The sequence below is a fragment of the Micromonospora tarensis genome (assembly GCF_016803395.1).
Lineage (GTDB): Bacteria > Actinomycetota > Actinomycetes > Mycobacteriales > Micromonosporaceae > Micromonospora > Micromonospora tarensis.
In genome coordinates this window covers 60,172-77,143 of the sequence record NZ_JAEVHL010000003.1, presented here as the reverse complement: position 1 = coordinate 77,143, position 16,972 = coordinate 60,172, and the positions used below count along the sequence as shown (strand labels likewise).

Genomic DNA, 16,972 nt, shown 5'->3' with positions numbered 1-16,972 from the left:
CAGCGGGTGCGCGGTCAGGCGGAGGCGCGGCGGATCAGCTCGGTGGGGAGCATGACGGTCTGCTCGATGGTCTCCCCGGCGGCCAGTCGCAGCAGTTGTCGGGTCATCCGCCGGCCGAGTTCCACGATCGGCTGCCGGACGGTGGTCAGCGGCGGTTCGGTGTAGGCGGCGGTCTCGATGTCGTCGAAACCGACCACCGCCACGTCCTCCGGCACCCGCCGGCCGGCCTCGCGCAGCGTCCGCAGGGCGGCGTGCGCCATCAGGTCGGAGGCGGCGAAGACACCGTCCAGGTCGGGGTGGTCGGTGAGCAGTTGGCGCATCGCCGCCGCACCGGACTCCCGGGTGAAGTCGCCGACGGCGATCAGCTCGGGCAGCCCGGCCGCGGCGACCGCCTCCCGGTAACCGTTGAGCCGTTCGATCCCGGCGACCATGTCCTGCGGCCCGGCGATGGTGGCGATCCGGCGGCGACCGCCGTCGAGCATGTGCCGGACGGCCGCGGTCACCCCTGCCACGTGGTCGACGTCGACGTACGGGACGGGCACGTCGCCGAGCGGCCGACCGCTGCACACCACCGGGATGCCGAGCCGGGCCAGCGTCCCGGGCAGCGGATCGGCACCGTGCAGCGACGCGAAGAGCACCCCGTCGACGTGCCGGCCGGTGGTGTACCGCTCCACCCGGTGGTGCCCGGCCGGCGAGCCGGCGAGCATCAGCACCAGTTGCTTGTCGGCCGCCTCCAACTCCTGGCTGACGCCCCGGATGATGCCGGGGAAGACCTGGTCGTCGGAGAAGACCCGGGTGGCCGCTTCGGGCATCACCAGGGCGATCGAGTCGGTGCGTTGGGTGACCAGGCTGCGGGCGGCGAGGTTGGGGACGTACCCCAGCTCGGCGACCGCCCTGGTGACCGCCTCGCGGATCGGTTCGGCGACGGTGGTGGAGCCGTTGACCACCCGGGACACGGTGGCCCGGGACACCCCGGCCCGGGCCGCCACCGCTTCGAGCGTCGGCCGCTGCGCCGTCGTCATCGCGCCTTCCCCCCGCTCGTCACAGCCCGTTCCGGGAGATCACCTCCTGGTACCACCGGGCGCTGGCCTTCGGTGTGCGCCGCTGGGTCAGGTAGTCGACGTGCACGATCCCGAACCGCTTGCGGTAACCCTCCGCCCACTCGAAGTTGTCCAGGAATGACCATACGAGATAACCGCGCAGGTCCACGCCCCGGGCGATCGCCTCGTGCGCCGCGCGTAGGTGCCCGTCGAGGTAGGCGATCCGATCTGCGTCGATGACCTGCGCGGGCCCGTCGGGCGAGTCGGCGCCCGGCTTGTCGGGGAACGCCGCGCCGTTCTCGGTGATCAGCAGTGGTACCCCGGGGTAGTCGGTGGCGATCCGCTCCAGCAGTCGGGTCAGCCCGGCCGGCTCGATCATCCAGCCCATGTCGGTGAGCGGCCCGGTGGGCGGCAGGAAGTGCACAGCGCCCTCGGTGCCCGGGTACGCGCCGTTGCCGGCGCCGTCGGGCCGGCCCGCCACGTAGCCGGGCGCGTAGTAGTTGATGCCGAGCAGGTCGATCGGGGCGGCGATCAGTTTCTCGTCGCCGTCCCGGATGAACGCCGGCTCGACGATCCGGGCCACGTGCTCGCGGACGTCGTCCGGGTAGCCGCCGGCCAGCAGCGGGTCGAGGAAGATCCGGTTGTGCAGGCCGTCGACCAGGCGGACCGCGGCGGCGTCGGCGGCGCTCTGCGGGTCGGCCGGGCGGACGTCGGCCGGGTTGACCGTGATGCCCACGCTGCGCGCGCCGGCGGCCCGCAACGCCCGCGCGGCCAGGCCGTGCCCCAGCAGCAGATGGTGTACGGCGGTGAAGGCCGCCGCCGGGTCCTGCTCGCCCGGTGCGTGCACCCCGTTGGCGTAGCCGAGGTAGGCCGAGCACCACGGCTCGTTGAGCGTGGTCCACACGTCGATCCGGTCGCCGAGGCGGGCGTACACGGCGGTGGCGTAGCTGGCGAAGTGCTCGGCGGTGTCCCGGTTGGTCCAGCCACCCCGGTCGCCGAGGGTCTGCGGCAGGTCCCAGTGGTAGAGGGTGACGATCGGGTCGATGCCCCGCTCCAGCAGCGCGTCGGTGAGCCGGTCGTAGAAGTCCAGCCCGCGCGGGTTGGCCGGGCCGGTGCCGTCGGGCTGGATCCGTGGCCAGGAGACCGAGAACCGGTACGCCCGCAACCCCAGCTCGGCCATCAGCGCCACGTCGTCCGCGTAGCGGTGGTAGTGGTCGCAGGCGACGTCGCCGGTGTGCCCCTGGTAGACCTTGCCCGGGGTGCGGCTGAAGGTGTCCCAGATGGAGGGTCCGCGACCGTCGTCGCGGGCCGCGCCCTCGATCTGGTACGCGGCGGTGGCCGCACCCCAGAGGAAATTGTCGGGAAAACGGAGGTCGTTGACGCCACCGCTTCGCGGCGTCGTCAACGCCTCGCCGCTGTGCCTGTCGGTTGGCTCGCTTCGCTCGCTCACGCCTTGACCGCACCTTCCATGATTCCGCCGATGATCTGCCGACCGAACAACACGAAGACCAGTAGCAGGGGCAGTGTCACGATTGCTGTCCCGGTGAACACCTGCGACATGTCCTGGTAGTACCCGTCCGACAGCGCTCGCAGCGAGAGCTGCACGGTCGGGTTCGCCGGATCGTTCAGCACAGCGTAAGGCCAGAGGAAGTCGTTCCAGGTGGTCATGAAGGTGAGCAGGCCGAGTACGGCGGCGGCGGGGCGCAGCGCGGGCAGCACGACGTGCCACCAGATCCGGGCGGTGCCACAGCCGTCCATCCGGGCGGCCTCGATCAGCTCGTCGCTGACCGCCTGGCCGGCGTACTGCCGCATCATGAACACCCCGAACCCGGTGACCAGGGCCGGCACGATCACGGCGGGGAGCCGGTCGTTCCACTCCAGTCGGGTCATCAGCAGGTACAGCGGAATCACGCCGAGCTGGGTCGGCACCATCATGGTCGCGATGATGACCAGCAGCAGCGCGTTGCGGCCACGGAACCGCAGCTTGGCGAAGGCGAAGCCGGCCAGGCTGGAGAAGAACACCACGGAAACGGTGACCGTGCTGGCCACGATCGCCGAGTTGATCAGACCGGTCAGGAAGTACGCGTCGGTGTTGTCGAACAGCCGGGCGATGTTGGCCCCCAGGTTGCCGCCGGGCGTCATCGGCGGCGGCAGCTGTCCCATCGCGTCGCTGGTTCGGCTGGCCACCACGAACATCCACCAGATCGGGAAGACCGAGAGGCCGGCGGCGACGATCAGGGCCAGGTAGGTGAGCGGGCTGGCCCGCCAGAGTCGGCTCATGGTGTGGTTTCCTTCCGCGGGCCCGCGCCGCCACCGAGCCGGCGGAGGATCAGCACGTTCACCGCCGCGACGATCGCGATGAGCGCGAAGAGCAGCCAGGCCACCGCCGAGCCGTACCCGAAGTTGTAGTGCGGGGCGAAGGCGTTCTCGAACATGTACATGGTCAGCGTCTGTGACTCGCGCATCGGTCCGCCCCGGATCGGATTGGTGCCGGAGTGGAACAGCCGGGGTTCGGTGAAGAGCTGCAACCCACCGATGGTGGCGATGATGGCGCAGAAGATGATCGTCGGTTTGAGCAGCGGCACGGTGATCGACCAGAACTGCCGGGCACGGTTGGCGCCGTCGATGGACGCCGACTCGTAGAGGTCGCGGGGGATGGCCTGCATGGCGGCGAGCAGGATCAGCGCGTTGTAGCCGGTCCACCGCCAGTCGACCATGGCGGAGATGGCCACCCAGGAGGCGAACCGGTTGGACTTCCAGCCGATCGCGTCCAACCCGACCAGGTCGAGCAACCAGTTGATCATGCCGAACTCGCGGCCGAAGATCACCCCGAACACGATCGCCACCGCGGCGGTGGAGGTGACGTTGGGGACGAGCACCGCCATCCGCCAGCCGGTGCGGGCACGCAGCCCACGGTTGAGCAGGTTGGCCAGCCAGAGCGCGGCGAGCAACTGCGGGACGGTCGAGATGACGAAGATGCCCAGGGTGTTGACCAGCGCGTGCCAGAAGTCGGGGTCGGCCAGCAGCCGGGTGTAGTTCTCCGCCCCGACGAACGGGTGGTCGGCGCCGAGCAGGTCCCAGTCGTGCAGCGAGACCCAGAAGGTGTACGCCAGCGGGTAGACCCCGAAGACCGCGAAGAGCAGAAAGAACGGGGCGATGTAGAGGTATGGCGAGAGTCGGGTGTCGAGCCGGCTCAGCCGACCTGACGAGCGCGGGGGTGCCGGTACGACCGGCGGGCGGGCGTCGAGCTGGACGGTCATGCCCGGGGACTCCTTTCCGCCGTGCGGGCGGGACTCCGGTCACCGGAGCCCGCCCGCACGCTGGTTGGGCTACTTGGCGGCGGCCTTCTTCGCGTTGGTCACCGCGTCCGTCCAGCCCTGCGCGGGGCTGCGCTGGCCCAGCTCGACGGTCCGTACCGCGTTCTCCACCTCGGTGCGGACGGCCTGGTTCTTCGGGCCCATGTAGACCGGCTTCAGGCTCTTCGCGCCGGTGCCGAAGATGGCGCCGACCGGTGCTCCGGAGAAGTACGCGTTTGTCGCGCCGGTGATCGCCGGATCGTCGAGCGCCTGCGGCGAGGAGGGCAGCGGACCCTTGGCCTTGAACGCCCCGATCTGCCCCTTGGCGCTGGTGAGGAACTTGACCAGTTCGATCGCCTCGGCCTGGTGCTTGCTCTGCTTGGGTACGGCGAGGTGCGACCCGCCCCAGTTGCCGCCGTTGCCGGGCACCCGGGCGATGTCCCACTTGCCCTGGGCGGCGGTGCCGGCGTTGGCCTCGATGACGCCGGTCATCCAGGCCGGGCAGGCGATGGTGGCGAACTTCGACTGCTTGAAGGCGGAGACCCACTCCTCGGACCAGGAGCCGTACTTTCCGGACAGGCCCGAGTCGATGATGTCCATGGTGGTGTCCCACGCCTGCCGTACCGATGGGTTGCTGTCGACGACCAGGCTGTCGCTGGTGTCGTAGTAGCTGTAGCCGGTCGTGTTGCCGGCGGCCTGGAGCAGGATGGTGTTGAAGGTGTTGGTCGCGGCGTCCAGGAAGGACGCGCCGGTCTTCGCCGCGACGAACCGTTCCCCGGTGGCGATGTAGTCCGGCCAGGTCGGCCAGAGCTTCGACACCTCGTCGCGCTCGGTCGGCAGGCCGGCCTTGGCGAAGAGATCCTTGCGGTAGCAGATGGCGATGCCGCCGACGTCGGTGCCGAGGCCGATGAGCTGCTTGCCGTCGGCGGTCAGGCCGGCGTTCCACTTCCACTCGAGGAAGTTGCCCTTGAGGTCGGTGGCGCCGTGGTCGAGCAGGTTGACGAAGTTGCCGGGGTTGGCCTTGTACTCGACCATCAGCCCCTCTTCGATGGCCACCACGTCGCCGGCGCCTCGGCCGGCGGCGAGCCACTGGGTCAGCTTCGGGGAGTACTCGTCGAGGTTGGTGCCGGTGCCCCGCTCGACGATTTTCACGCCGGGATTCGCGTCCATGTACTCCCGGTAGAGCTGCTCGTAGCCGAACTGGCCGAAGACGTCGACGGTGAGGGTGACCGGCCCGTCGCCGCCCTCGTCGCCGCCGCCGCCGCAACCAGCGGTGACGAGCAGGGCGGTGGTGGCGGCGAGGGCCACCGCGGCGAGGCGGCGGCGCGGGAAGACAGCCATGGGTTTCGACCTCTCTCAAGGTGGTCGGGGTGGTGGCGAGTAGTCAAGAGAGCGCTCTCACGACAGGGTGGTGGGTGCTTCCCGCGCTGTCAAGAGAGCGCTCTCCCGCAATCCGTGGCCCCGACGCGAACGAGGGCGCCACCCCGGCGGGGTGACGCCCTCGGCGGGCCAGCAGGGCCGATCAGCCGGTGCGCAGACCGTCTAACAGGCGGCGATCGCCGGCGACGTCAAGCGTCTCGAAGCTCACCCGGCCCCAGAGCGCCAACAGTAGGTCGCTGGCGGTGCCGCTGACCTGGGCCCGGGCGTGGTGGTCGTCGTGGTCGAAGATGGTCGCCGTGTCGAGCAGCGCCACCCCCTGGCCGCGCAGCCGCAGATACCACTCCTGGGCCGCGTCGGTCGCGGCGAGCTGCACCACCCCGTGCCAGTCGCCCGGCACCTGCCGCCGGCCCGCCGGCAGCCAGGTGTCCAGCACCTCGCTCACCCCGTCGGCCGCGAGCTTCGCCTCCACCGGGTCACCGGCCGCGATGGCGAGCTGCGCGTCCCAGCGGTGCACCGCCGTCTCGTGCGCCATCCGACGCGGCCAGAAACCAGCCCGCTTCGGCTGCGGGGCCCAGTTCCACGCCGGGGCCTCCGGGTCGAGCCCGTCGAAGACGGTCATCAGCCGGTCGTAGCCCTGCTGCCACAGCTGAAGCGGGCGCACGCCCGGCTCCGCCGCAAGCGGCTCCCGCCGGGGCGGCTGGGTGGTCAGACCGGCACCGGCGAACGACGACACCCACTGGTAGATGCCGGCCATATGCAGTGTGAGGTCGTTGACCGTCCAGCCCGGACAGGACAGCACCGGTGTCTCCGGCGGCGCCTCGGCCACCGCCGCCGCGAAAGCCGGGCCCTCCGCCCGGAGCGCCCCGATCCAGAAATCCTTGCTGCCCTGCAGTCTGCTCATCGCCATCCTCCCGGGGGTGCCGGGCGACCAGTGGGTGCCACGGCTATCACTCAGCCTAAGGTGAAGGGCGTGCCAGACGCCTCCGCCCAGCCGACAACCGACGCCGATCGTGCCATCCCCGGTCCACTCGCCGGCTACACCACCCTGCGAATGGGTGGACCGGCCGAGCGGATCGTGGCCGCCGGCAGCGCCGACGAGATCGTCCGAGCGGTCCAGACCGCCGAGGAGCCCGTCCTGATCCTGGCCGGTGGCAGCAACGTGGTGATCGGCGACCCCGGCTTCCCCGGCACCGTCATCCTGGTGCGCTCCCGTGGCCTGCGGGTCGTCGACGAGGACGCCGGGTCGGTCACCGTACGGGTCGACGCCGGTGAGCCGTGGGACGACCTGGTCGCCGCCACCGTCGGCAACGGCTGGGCCGGGCTGGAGTGCCTCTCCGGCATCCCCGGCTCGACCGGCGCCACCCCGATCCAGAACGTCGGCGCGTACGGCCAGGAGGTCGCCGAGACGATCACCTCGGTCGAGGTGTACGACCGGGTGGAGGGCACCCGACACAGCATCCCCGCCGCCGACTGCGGGTTCGCCTACCGGGGCAGCATCTTCAAGTACGTGGATCGCTGGGTGGTGCTCTCCGTCGACTTCCGGCTCACCCGGTCCCCGCTCTCCGGGCCGGTGCGCTACGCGGAACTGGCCAGGGCACTCGGTGTCGAGGTGGGCGACCAGGTGCCGCTGGCGGACGCCCGAGCGGTGGTGCTCCGGCTGCGTGCGGGCAAGGGCATGGTGCTCGACGCCACCGACCCGGACACTCGCTCGGTCGGCTCCTTCTTCACCAACCCGGTGCTCGACCGTGCGACGTACGACCTGCTCCTCGAGCGCTCGGCCGAACTGGGTGACCCACCGGCCTGGCCGGGGGCCGACGGCCTGGTCAAGGTGAGCGCGGCCTGGCTGATCGACAAGGCCGGCTTCACCAAGGGCCACCCCGGGACGGGCGGCGTGGCGATCTCCAGCAAGCACACCCTGGCCCTGACCAACCGCAGCGGCACCGCCCACACGGGCGACCTGCTCGCCCTGGCGGCCACCATCCGCGATCAGGTCCACGACCGCTTCGGCGTGACCCTGCACCCCGAGCCGGTCCTGGTCAACTGCGCCCTCTGACACCGGGCCGGGCCCGGGCGGGACAACGGTGATCGAGCGCGGCCCGCTGACCGGGCGTCGGTGTCACGGCAGCGGCCAGGGGACTGTCAACTCTCCCAGTCGCCAGCGTTTCGAGGTGGCCAGGACGGGCCAGCCGCTGTCCCGCAGGCCGGTCACCGCCCGCACCCAGCGTTGCCGTGGGCCGAAGGTGGCGTAGGGGGCGGCGGCCTGCCAGGCGTCGTCCAGCGCGCGGATCAACGCGTGCACCGGCTCGCCGGGAACGTTGCGGTGGATCAACGCCTTCGGCAGGCGCTCGGCCAGCTCGGCGGGGCTGCCCAGGGTGGTGAGCTTCGCCGCCAGGGTCAGCGTCCGAGGGCCGTCGGCGTCGATCAGCAGCCAACTGGCCAGCCGCCCCAACTCGTCGCAGGTGCCCTCGACGAGCGCCCCGCCGGGGGCGAGCGCGGCGCTCATCGTCCGCCAGGCGTCGGTCACCTCGTTCTCGTCGTACTGGCGGAGCACGTTGAACGCGCGGACCAGCACCGGCCGGAGCCCGGCCAGCTCGAACCCACCCCGGGCGAACGTCAGCCCGGGTGGGTCCGCGACCGGTGCCGCGGCGGCCACCCGGGCCGGGTCGATCTCCAACCCGACCAGGCGTACGTCCGGTCGGACCCCGGCCGCCAGCCGAGCCCGCAGCTCCACCGCCGTCACCGGGGTGGCGCCGTAACCGAGGTCGACCACCAGCGGATCGGCCGTCGCCAGCAGCCGGTCGGCGCAGGTGGCGACGAGCCAGTTGTCCACCCGACGGAGCCGGTTCGGGTTGGTTGTGCCCCGGGTGACCACGCCGAGCGGTCGGTGCCGTGCCGCGCCACTCATGCCGGCCTCACCGGGCCCTGTCCCTGAACTTCACTGGCCGACGCGGTGCACCTTGTGCTGGGCGGCCTGGGCCCGGGGCCGGACCACCAGCCGGTCGATGTTGACGTGCTCCGGCCGGGTGGCGCACCAGGCGACGCAGTCGGCGACGTCCTCCGCCACCAGCGGCCCCGGCACCCCGGCGTAGACCGCTGCCGCCCGCTCCGCGTCACCGTCGAAGCGGACCAGCCCGAACTCGTCGGTCTTCACCATGCCCGGGTCGATCTCGATCACCCGCAGCGGCCGGCCACACAGCTCCAGGCGCAGCGTGCCGGCGATGGCGGTCTGCGCGTGCTTCGCGGCGACGTAACCGCCGCCGCCCTCGTAGACGACCTGACCGGCGGTGGAGGAGACCACCACGATGGTGCCCGAGCCGGATGCCTCCAGCGCCGGTAGCAACGCCTGGGTGACCCGCAGGGTGCCGAGCACGTTGACGTCGTACATCCACTGCCAGTCGGCGACCGAACCGGACTCCACCGGGTCCAGCCCACGCGCGCCACCGGCGTTGTTGACCAGCAGGGTGACCGGCCCGGGTGTCCGGGCGGCGGCCTCGGCCAGCCCAGCCACCGACTCGTCCGAGGTGACGTCGCAGGTCACCGCGGTGGCCTGCCCGCCAGCGGCGGTGATCTGGGCGACCAGGTCGGCGAGCCGTTCGGCGCGGCGAGCGGCGGCGAGGACGTGGAAGCCCTCGGCGGCGAGCCGGCGGGCGGTGGCGGCGCCGATCCCGCTGGACGCTCCGGTGACGATGGCGACTGCTGTCATCCCGACATTGTCCCCTCGACGGTGCGAGCCGCTCCGACCGGGCGTACGGCGGCCACCGGCGGGCATCCGGCCATGAGGTCCGTCACCCCGGGCGGCCGCGCCGGGGTATTTCCGAAAGCCGATGGGGAAGATGACATCCGGCGTGGAGGTTGACCGAGTAGCGCCGGTCGTGCGAGACGGCATCAACCGTGACGAAGGAGCGGATGTGGCGGAAGTGCACACCGGTGTCGGGCGCCAGCGGGGTGCCCGACCGTGGCCCCGGCCCCGCCGCATCGCGACCCTGTCGGTGCACACCTCCCCCCTGCACCAACCGGGCACGGGCGACGCCGGCGGAATGAACGTCTACATCCTCGAGGTCGCCCGGCGACTCGCCGAGGCCAACGTGGCGGTGGAGATCTTCACCCGGGCCACCTCCGGCGACCTGCCCCCGGTGGTCGAGATGGCGCCCGGGGTGCAGGTCCGGCACATCACCTCAGGCCCTCTGGAGGGCCTCACCAAGGAGGAGCTGCCCGGCCAGCTCTGCGCCTTCACCGCCGGGGTGCTGCGCGCCGAGGCGTCCCGCCCGCCGGGTCACTACGACCTGATCCACTCGCACTACTGGCTCTCCGGTCAGGTGGGCTGGTTGGCCAAGGAGCGCTGGGGTGTGCCGCTGGTGCACACCGCGCACACCCTGGCGAAGGTCAAGAACGCCCAGCTCGCGGCCGGTGACCGACCGGAGCCCAAGGCCCGGGTGATCGGCGAGGAACAGGTGGTCGCCGAGGCGGACCGGCTGGTCGCCAACACCCGGTTCGAGGCCAGCGACCTCCTCGACCGGTACGACGCCGACCCGACCCGGGTGTCCGTCGTGCAGCCGGGTGTCGACCTGGCCCGGTTCCGGCCCGCGCCGGGTGACCGGTTCGCGGCCGCCCGCCAGGCGCGCCGCCGACTGGGGCTACCTGTCGACGGGTACGTCGTCGCCTTCGTCGGTCGGATCCAGCCGCTGAAGGCCCCCGACGTGCTGATCCGCGCGGTCGCCGCGCTGCGGCAACGCGACCCGGCGCTGGCCGAGCGGGTGACGGTGGTGATCTGCGGTGGGCCCAGCGGCAGCGGCCTGGACCGGCCGACCGCCCTGATCGAGTTGGCTGCCAACTCCGGGGTCGCCGACGGCGTGCGTTTCCTGCCGCCGCTCACCGGGGATGATCTGCCGGCCCTGTACCGGGCGGCGGACCTGGTCGCGGTGCCGTCGCACAACGAATCGTTCGGGCTGGTCGCCCTGGAGGCGCAGGCCTGCGGTACGCCAGTCCTGGCCGCCGCCGTCGGAGGGCTGGTCACCGCGGTACGGGACCAGGTCAGCGGGGTACTCATCGACGGGCACGACCCGGTCGACTGGGCCCGCGCGCTGGGCCGCCTGTTGCCGAACCGGTCCCTGCGGTCGGTGCTGGGCCGGGGCGCCGAGCAGCACGCCCGACACTTCTCCTGGGACCGTACGGTCTCCGGTCTGCTCGACGTCTACGGCGAGGCGATCGCCGCCCACCGCGCCCGGCTCGCGGCCGACCTGGCCTGCGACCCCGCGCTCTCCTGCTCCTGGTGACCCGCGGGCGTCGTTCGCCGGCGGGTGCGCCGGTCGGCTCGGTCGTAGAGTGGGGCCGATGAGCCCGAAGAGCGATCTCGCGACCCTGATCGAGTCGGTCTGCGCCGAGCGGGAGCTGGCCTGGGAGTCGACCGGTCCCGGCTCGTACGCGGTGACGCTGCCGGGCACCCACAAGCTCAAGACGATCTGCAATCTGATCGTGGGCGAGCACGCGCTGCGGGTCGAGGCGTTCGTGATGCGCCAGCCGGACGAGCGCCGTGAGGAGCTGTGGGCCTGGCTGTTGCAGCGCAACGCCCGGATGTACGGCGTCTCGTTCTCCACCGACGCGGTCGGCGATGTGTACCTGACCGGGCGGGTCAACCCGGCCGGTGTCGACGCCGACGAGTTGGACCGGCTGCTCGGCGCCGTGCTCAGCTACGCCGACGAGTCGTTCGACACGATGCTGGAGATCGGCTTCGGCAGTTCGATCCGGCGCGAGTACGAGTGGCGCGTCAAGCGGGGCGAGTCCACCGCCAACCTGGCCGCTTTCGCCCACCTCTTCGAACCCTCCGGCACGGGCCCCAACCCCGACCCGGCCTGACCCCTCCCCGCCCGCGCGCCCGCCGCGCCTCGCGCCTCCCGCCGCGCGCCTCGCGCCTCGCGCAAGATCGTGCTCGAACCAGGAAGTAGTGGCCTGGTCGACGCGCCGATGCCACTCGATCGTGGATCTAGCACGATCATGGCGAGCTGCTGGTGGTTCGGACTGCTCCTGACGGGTATGCCGCGGCGCGCGGTGCGGCGAGGGACCCCCGCGCGCCGAGGACGGAGTGTCAAGGAGCGGAGCGTCCCATGGCTCAGCGGAACAGCTCAGGTCGCGGCGCGGCTGCGACCAGGACGAAGCGACAGACCGGCAACCAGACGCCGGGCACTCCCGGGATCTCCGAGTCGGAGATCTCCCGGATGCGGGTGGACGACATCCGCGGCCAGCTACGCAAACGCGGGGTCTCTGGGATCTCCGCACTGCGTAAGCCCGATCTGGTGAAGCAACTGGTGCGTTCGATGCGGGCCGGCGCGGGTCGGAGCAGCACCGGCCCGTCGGGCCGGGCGACCGGCACCAGGGCGTCGGCGGGTCGTGCCGCCGCCACCAAGAAGTCGGCGGCCAGGCCGGCGTCCAGCCGGGCGAAGGCCGCGCCGGCGAACAAGAGCGCACCCGCGAAGCGGGCAGCCGCCGCCAAGAAGACGACCGCCGCGCGGAAGTCGACGGCAACGAAGCGGACGACGGCCGCGAGGAAGACGGCCCCGGCGAAGACGACGGTGACCGCGAGGAAGACGGCACCAGCGAAGAGGACGACGGCGGCGACGACGACCGCCGCGCGGAAGTCGACGGCGGCGAAGACGACCGCCGCGCGGAAGTCGACGGCGGCGAAGACGACCGCCGCGCGGAAGTCGACGGCGGCGAAGCGGACGGCGGCGGCGAAGAAGACGGCCGCGACGAGGACGACGGCCGCGCGCAAGAGCACGGCCGCCGGTAGGACGGCGACGGCCCGTACCGCCCCGGCGCGCAAGGCTCCGGCGAAGAAGGCACCGGCCCGCCCGACGGCGAAGCGCGCGGCGCCCGCCAAGGGCGCGACGCCCGGCTCGGCCGGCGGCGGGACGGCGGCCGGTGGGATCCGGACCGGACGGGGCACCGGCCGGTCGGTCCGCAGCTCGCAGGTGATCTCGTCGACGATGGATCGGCCGGAGCGGCCGGGTCGGAGCCTGATCACCGCGAATCACGAGGTTATCCAGCGTTGGGCCCGGGAACGCGGGGCGAAACCGGCGACCATCGCCGGCACCGAGCGGGACGGTCGGGCGGGTGTGTTGACCTTCAACATTCCCGGATACCGGGAAAGCAGCCGGATTCGCGAGATCACCTGGGATGAGTGGTTTCACACCTTTGACCTGCGTCGGCTGAACCTGATTTACCAGGAACAGTTGCGCGACGCCGGCCGAGCAACTTCTTCCGGACCGAGTCACCCGATCGGGAGGACGGTTGAGGTGTTTGCGGGAATGGCTGACGGGTACGCGGCTGTTGGCAAAGATCGAGGTCGGAGCAGCGGATACTCGCCAGTTGTGACCGGCGAGACAGCCCTTCCGGGTTGAATCCAGAATCTGGTCGAACTAGCTTTATTGCACCGCACCACGCTTGGAAACGTTCGGGGGAGCGGCGGATCGATCAGATCCGCGCACCAGGCGAGGTGCGAGGGGACGGGTGGATTAACCGTTGGGGGACGGTTCCCACCTGTTTGGACCGGCGGCGCGAGCGGGCGATGCTTACGGGGGTGAGTGTTGCCCGCCGCCGCCGGCCCCACCGGCGGGCGCCCACCACGACCTCAGGGGACGTGGTGGGCGCTTTGCGTTGGTTGCGCCGTCGGCACACGGTCCGTGGTGGTAGCGGGCGTCGGGTCGGCGACCCGACGCAGCGCGGCGACGTGCCGCTCCCGGGGCGGCCCGGCGAGCAGGTGCCCGAGCGCGGCCAGCAGGCCCAGCCCGGCCACGATCAACCAGTGCCGGTCGCCGAGGTGTTGCAGGCTCACCCCACCGAGGGTGGGAGCGACGAACGCCGCGGCCGGGAACGTCAGGTAGAAGACCGACTGGTAGCGCGCCCGGAGCAGCGGCGGTGCCAGGTCGGCGTTGATCTGCGCGTTGGGTGGCGCGGCGAGCATCGAGCCGACCGTCCAGACCACTGCGGCAGCCAGGTAGACGGCCAGCTCGTCGGCGACGGTGAGCACCCCGAAGCCGAGCGCGAGCAGCGCGGTGGAGGCGGCCAGCACGACGTCCTTGCGGTGTCTGTCGATCAGTCGGGGCACGAACAGCTGCCCCACCACGATGAGTGCCCCACCGAGCGCCATCACCAGCCCGTACGCCGATGGGCCCAGGCCGTCCGCGCGCATCGCCAGCGGCATGATCGTCGACGTCTGCATGGTGAGCACAGCCAGCACGAAGGTGAGCCCGACGAAGACCAGGAAGGTGCGGTCGGTGAGCGCGGTGTGCAGTCCGGGTCGGCGGGTCCGGACGGCCGTCGGGGCCGGTGGGGTGGCGGCCGTCGGCCGGGCCAACCGGAGGGTCTCCGGCACCTTCCAGCCGATCACGGCGGCGGCGGTCAGCGTTGCTCCGGCGTCGACCAGGAACAGCGCGGTGAAGCTCGCCTCGGCCAGCACCCCGGCGAGCAGCGAGGCGACCGCCATGCCCAGGTTGAACGCCCAGAACTGCAGGTTGAACGCGCGTGAGCGGCGCTCGGCCGGCACCACGTCGACGATCGCCGCGACAAACGCCGGGCTGGGCATCGAGTGCACCACCCCGATCAGCGCGGAGAGCACCGCGATCAGGAGCAGGGGCTGGGTGAAGGCGAGCGCGACCATCAGGCCGACAGTGGCCAGGTGTGCGGCGAGCAGTGTCGCGCGGCGGCCCCACCGGTCGGCGAGCACCCCGCCGAGCAGCACCCCGGCCGCTCCGCCGGCTCCGTACGCGCCGACCACGGTGCCGGCCAGAGCCTCGCTCGCGCCGCGTACGTCGGTGAGGTAGAGCGAGAGGAACAGCATGGCGAACGCGCCGGCCCGGTTGATCAGCAGGCCGGACCAGAGGTACCAGAAGGTGGCGGGAAGCCCGCCTGCGGTCTCCTGCCACCAACGCCGCAGGGCGTGCACCCGACCTCCCGACAGTTCGGACTGTTAACTGTTTTTTGGTCACACTAGCCCGACGGCCGGGCCCCGCCACTCGGTCAGCCGACCGTCTCGGCGGGTTGCGGCGTCCGGTCGGTGCCGGCCGGCGCCAACGCATCGCCGGAGCGGCGGAGTGCGGTGGCACGCCGCTCCCGGGCCGGCCCCGACACCAGGTGGGCCACCGCGGTCAGGATGCCGAGCGCGGCGCAGCCGTACCAGAGCGCGTCGTTGCCGGCGTGCTCGCGGACCAGGCCGCCGAGGATGGGCGCGCTGGCCCCGGCGATCTGCCAGGAGAGGGAGAACACGCCCTGATAGCGACCGCGCAGCTCGGCGGGGGAGAGTTCGGCGATCAGGGTCGAGTTGGACGGCGAGTTCAGCATCTCGCCGACCGTCCAGATCAGCACGGTCAGCCCGTAGAACCAGGCGGTGCCGGCGAACGCGGTCAACCCGAAGCCGAGACCCATCACCACGGACGCCAGCGCGAGCACGTGGGAGCGGCTGCGCCCGCGGATCAGTCGGGGGACGAAGAGTTGGCCGACCACGATGAGGACGCCGTTGAGTGCGATCACCGAGCCGTAGGTGGCCGGGCTCAGGCCGCTGTCGCCCATCGCGATCGGCAGCATCGAGATGTGCTGGAGGAAGACCACTGCGGCGAACAGGTTGAGTGCCACGAACCCGAGGTAGACGCGGTCGGTGAGGATCGTGCGCAGGGCACCAACCGGGGCCCGCACGGTGGCGGCGCTGGCGGAACGAACCTGCTGGGTCTCCGGCACCTTGCTGAAGATGATCAACGCGGTGATCAGCATGGTGGCGGCGTCGACCACGAACAGCAGCAGGTAGTCGGCCTGGGCGGCCAGGCCGGCGAGGACGGCGGCGCAGGCGAAACCCAGGTTGATCGCCCAGTAGTTGAGCGAGAAGGCCCGCAACCGGTCCTTCGCCGGCACCACGTCGATCATCATCGCGCCGAAGGCGGGCCGGGCCGCCTCGGCGAACATGCCGAGCAGCAGCGCGCCCAGCGCCACCGCCCACAGATCCCGGGCCAGCCCGAGCGCGAGCATCATGGCGGCCGCGCCCACATGTGCGGTCAGCAACGTCGGTCGGCGGCCCCACCGGTCCGCGAGGGTGCCACCGGCGGTCGTGCCGAACGCCCCGCCGACGCCCCACAGGCCGATCACCAGGCCGGCCTGCGAGGGTGAGAAGCCGCGTTCCTGGGTCAGGTAGATGGCGAGGAAGACGAGCACGAACGAGCCGAGCCGGTTGATCAGGGTGCCGGACCAGAGGTACCAGAAGGTGGCGGGCAGGCCGCCGGTGGTGTCCCGGAACCAGTTCCGCATCGTCCGCATGTGGTGCCCCGCTCACAAGTAATGACCGACCCGACTGCCGTGCCTTACGACCCTAGTGGCGGGCGGATCCGCTGGTCACCCGCTTTTTCACGTGGTGGTCGTCACGACGGCTGCCCGCGTGTCCCCGAGCCGGTTGAGGCAGGATGATCCGCATGACTGCGAGCGAAGGGCCCACCGTCGGGACGCTGGTCCTGCTGCGCCACGGTGAGAGCGACTGGAACGCCAAGAACCTCTTCACCGGCTGGGTCGACGTCGACCTGACCGAGAAGGGCGAGGGCGAGGCGCGGCGCGGCGGCGAACTGATGCGCGAGCACAGCCTGCTGCCGGACGTCGTGCACACCAGCGTGATGCGCCGGGCGATCCGCACCGCCGAACTGGCGCTCAACGCCGCCGACCGGCACTGGATCGCCGTGCGTCGGTCGTGGCGGCTCAACGAGCGGCACTACGGCGCGTTGCAGGGCAAGAACAAGAAGCAGACCCTCGACGAGTACGGCGAGGAGCAGTTCATGCTCTGGCGTCGGTCGTACGACACGCCCCCGCCGCCGATCGACGACAACGACGAGTGGTCGCAGGTGGGCGACCCCCGTTACGCGCTGCTGCCGAGCGAGCTGATGCCGCGTACCGAGTGCCTCAAGGACGTCGTCGAGCGGATGCTGCCCTACTGGTACGACTCGATCGTGCCGGACATCCTGGCCGGTCGTACGGTGCTGGTGGCCGCGCACGGCAACTCGCTGCGGGCACTGGTCAAGCACCTCGACCAGATCTCCGACGAGGCGATCGCCAAGCTGAACATCCCGACCGGCATCCCGCTGCGCTACGACCTCGATCCGCAACTGCGTCCGCTCAGCATGGGCGGCACCTACCTCGACCCGACGGCGGCGAAGGAAGCCGCCGCCGCGGTCGCGAACCAGGGCCGCTGAGCAGAAAGAAGGGCCCCCGCGTTGCGGGGGCCCTTCTTCG

The 16,972-nt window shown here is 71.5% G+C and carries 14 protein-coding genes and 1 pseudogene; 5 read left to right on the top strand and 10 right to left on the bottom strand.

Annotated elements, in window-relative coordinates; translation table 11 throughout:
- Positions 1-14: 14 nt before the first annotated feature.
- The 6 genes from JM949_RS01570 to JM949_RS01545 form a co-directional block, all read right to left on the bottom strand.
- On the bottom strand, positions 15-1,022 hold the full coding sequence (locus JM949_RS01570; RefSeq protein WP_203146663.1) for a LacI family DNA-binding transcriptional regulator: 1,008 nt from the start codon (positions 1,020-1,022) through the stop codon (positions 15-17).
- 19 nt (positions 1,023-1,041) lie between these two features.
- Positions 1,042-2,445: a GH1 family beta-glucosidase gene (locus JM949_RS01565; RefSeq protein ID WP_203146688.1), complete on the bottom strand. Its 1,404-nt coding sequence runs from the start codon at positions 2,443-2,445 to the stop codon at positions 1,042-1,044.
- 41 nt (positions 2,446-2,486) lie between these two features.
- On the bottom strand, positions 2,487-3,320 hold the full coding sequence (locus JM949_RS01560; protein ID WP_203146662.1) for a carbohydrate ABC transporter permease: 834 nt from the start codon (positions 3,318-3,320) through the stop codon (positions 2,487-2,489).
- On the bottom strand, positions 3,317-4,300 hold the full coding sequence (locus JM949_RS01555) for a carbohydrate ABC transporter permease (protein ID WP_203146661.1): 984 nt from the start codon (positions 4,298-4,300) through the stop codon (positions 3,317-3,319). Before JM949_RS01555 ends, JM949_RS01560 begins: the two co-directional genes overlap by 4 nt.
- A 69-nt stretch (positions 4,301-4,369) precedes the next feature.
- On the bottom strand, positions 4,370-5,677 hold the full coding sequence (locus tag JM949_RS01550; protein ID WP_203146660.1) for an ABC transporter substrate-binding protein: 1,308 nt from the start codon (positions 5,675-5,677) through the stop codon (positions 4,370-4,372).
- A gap of 181 nt (positions 5,678-5,858) precedes the next feature.
- Positions 5,859-6,617, bottom strand: coding sequence for a maleylpyruvate isomerase family mycothiol-dependent enzyme (locus tag JM949_RS01545; RefSeq protein ID WP_203146659.1), 759 nt, complete (start codon positions 6,615-6,617; stop codon positions 5,859-5,861).
- Positions 6,618-6,731: 114 nt separating this feature from the next.
- On the opposite strand from JM949_RS01545, the gene JM949_RS01540 reads away from it, so the two are divergent.
- Complete coding sequence (locus JM949_RS01540; protein WP_309231953.1) at positions 6,732-7,769, top strand: UDP-N-acetylmuramate dehydrogenase; 1,038 nt, start codon at positions 6,732-6,734, stop codon at positions 7,767-7,769.
- Between the two features lie 63 nt (positions 7,770-7,832).
- On the opposite strand, the gene JM949_RS01535 is transcribed toward JM949_RS01540, so the two are convergent.
- A complete protein-coding gene (locus JM949_RS01535) occupies positions 7,833-8,621 on the bottom strand; it encodes a class I SAM-dependent methyltransferase (protein WP_203146657.1) in 789 nt (262 codons plus the stop codon).
- 30 nt (positions 8,622-8,651) lie between these two features.
- The gene (locus JM949_RS01530; protein WP_203146656.1) at positions 8,652-9,419 is read right to left on the bottom strand and encodes an SDR family oxidoreductase; all 768 of its coding nucleotides are present in this window, start codon (positions 9,417-9,419) and stop codon (positions 8,652-8,654) included.
- Positions 9,420-9,624: 205 nt separating this feature from the next.
- On the opposite strand from JM949_RS01530, the gene mshA reads away from it, so the two are divergent.
- The 3 genes and pseudogenes from mshA (at position 9,625) to JM949_RS38920 (ending at position 13,004) form a co-directional block, all read left to right on the top strand.
- Complete coding sequence (gene mshA / locus JM949_RS01525) at positions 9,625-10,989, top strand: D-inositol-3-phosphate glycosyltransferase (RefSeq protein WP_203146655.1); 1,365 nt, start codon at positions 9,625-9,627, stop codon at positions 10,987-10,989.
- Positions 10,990-11,047: 58 nt separating this feature from the next.
- Entirely contained in the window at positions 11,048-11,569 is a 522-nt protein-coding gene (locus JM949_RS01520; protein ID WP_203146654.1) for a type III secretion system chaperone family protein, read from the top strand.
- Between the two features lie 713 nt (positions 11,570-12,282).
- Positions 12,283-13,004: pseudogene (locus JM949_RS38920) on the top strand (hypothetical protein).
- Between the two features lie 336 nt (positions 13,005-13,340).
- On the opposite strand, the gene JM949_RS01510 reads toward JM949_RS38920, so the two are convergent.
- Both JM949_RS01510 and JM949_RS01505 read right to left on the bottom strand, forming a co-directional pair.
- The gene (locus JM949_RS01510) at positions 13,341-14,654 is read right to left on the bottom strand and encodes an MFS transporter (protein WP_309231950.1); all 1,314 of its coding nucleotides are present in this window, start codon (positions 14,652-14,654) and stop codon (positions 13,341-13,343) included.
- A gap of 74 nt (positions 14,655-14,728) precedes the next feature.
- Positions 14,729-16,012 carry an MDR family MFS transporter gene (locus JM949_RS01505; RefSeq protein ID WP_203146653.1) on the bottom strand — a complete coding sequence of 428 codons (1,284 nt, stop codon included), beginning with the start codon at positions 16,010-16,012 and terminating at the stop codon, positions 14,729-14,731.
- A 152-nt stretch (positions 16,013-16,164) separates the two neighbouring features.
- On the opposite strand from JM949_RS01505, the gene JM949_RS01500 reads away from it, so the two are divergent.
- The gene (locus JM949_RS01500) at positions 16,165-16,932 is read left to right on the top strand and encodes a phosphoglyceromutase (protein WP_203146652.1); all 768 of its coding nucleotides are present in this window, start codon (positions 16,165-16,167) and stop codon (positions 16,930-16,932) included.
- The last annotated feature ends 40 nt before the right edge of the window (positions 16,933-16,972 follow it).

What these genes read in the sequence shown, in the direction of transcription:
- JM949_RS01570 (WP_203146663.1), bottom strand. Translation starts at nt 1,022, where the DNA reads ATGACGACGGCGCAGCGGCCGACGCTCGAAGCGGTGGCGGCCCGGGCC.
- JM949_RS01560 (WP_203146662.1), bottom strand. Translation starts at nt 3,320, where the DNA reads ATGAGCCGACTCTGGCGGGCCAGCCCGCTCACCTACCTGGCCCTGATC.
- JM949_RS01555 (WP_203146661.1), bottom strand. Translation starts at nt 4,300, where the DNA reads ATGACCGTCCAGCTCGACGCCCGCCCGCCGGTCGTACCGGCACCCCCG.
- JM949_RS01550 (WP_203146660.1), bottom strand. Translation starts at nt 5,677, where the DNA reads ATGGCTGTCTTCCCGCGCCGCCGCCTCGCCGCGGTGGCCCTCGCCGCC.
- JM949_RS01545 (WP_203146659.1), bottom strand. Translation starts at nt 6,617, where the DNA reads ATGAGCAGACTGCAGGGCAGCAAGGATTTCTGGATCGGGGCGCTCCGG.
- JM949_RS01535 (WP_203146657.1), bottom strand. Translation starts at nt 8,621, where the DNA reads ATGAGTGGCGCGGCACGGCACCGACCGCTCGGCGTGGTCACCCGGGGC.
- JM949_RS01530 (WP_203146656.1), bottom strand. Translation starts at nt 9,419, where the DNA reads ATGACAGCAGTCGCCATCGTCACCGGAGCGTCCAGCGGGATCGGCGCC.
- JM949_RS01520 (WP_203146654.1), top strand. Translation starts at nt 11,048, where the DNA reads ATGAGCCCGAAGAGCGATCTCGCGACCCTGATCGAGTCGGTCTGCGCC.
- JM949_RS01505 (WP_203146653.1), bottom strand. Translation starts at nt 16,012, where the DNA reads ATGCGGACGATGCGGAACTGGTTCCGGGACACCACCGGCGGCCTGCCC.
- JM949_RS01500 (WP_203146652.1), top strand. Translation starts at nt 16,165, where the DNA reads ATGACTGCGAGCGAAGGGCCCACCGTCGGGACGCTGGTCCTGCTGCGC.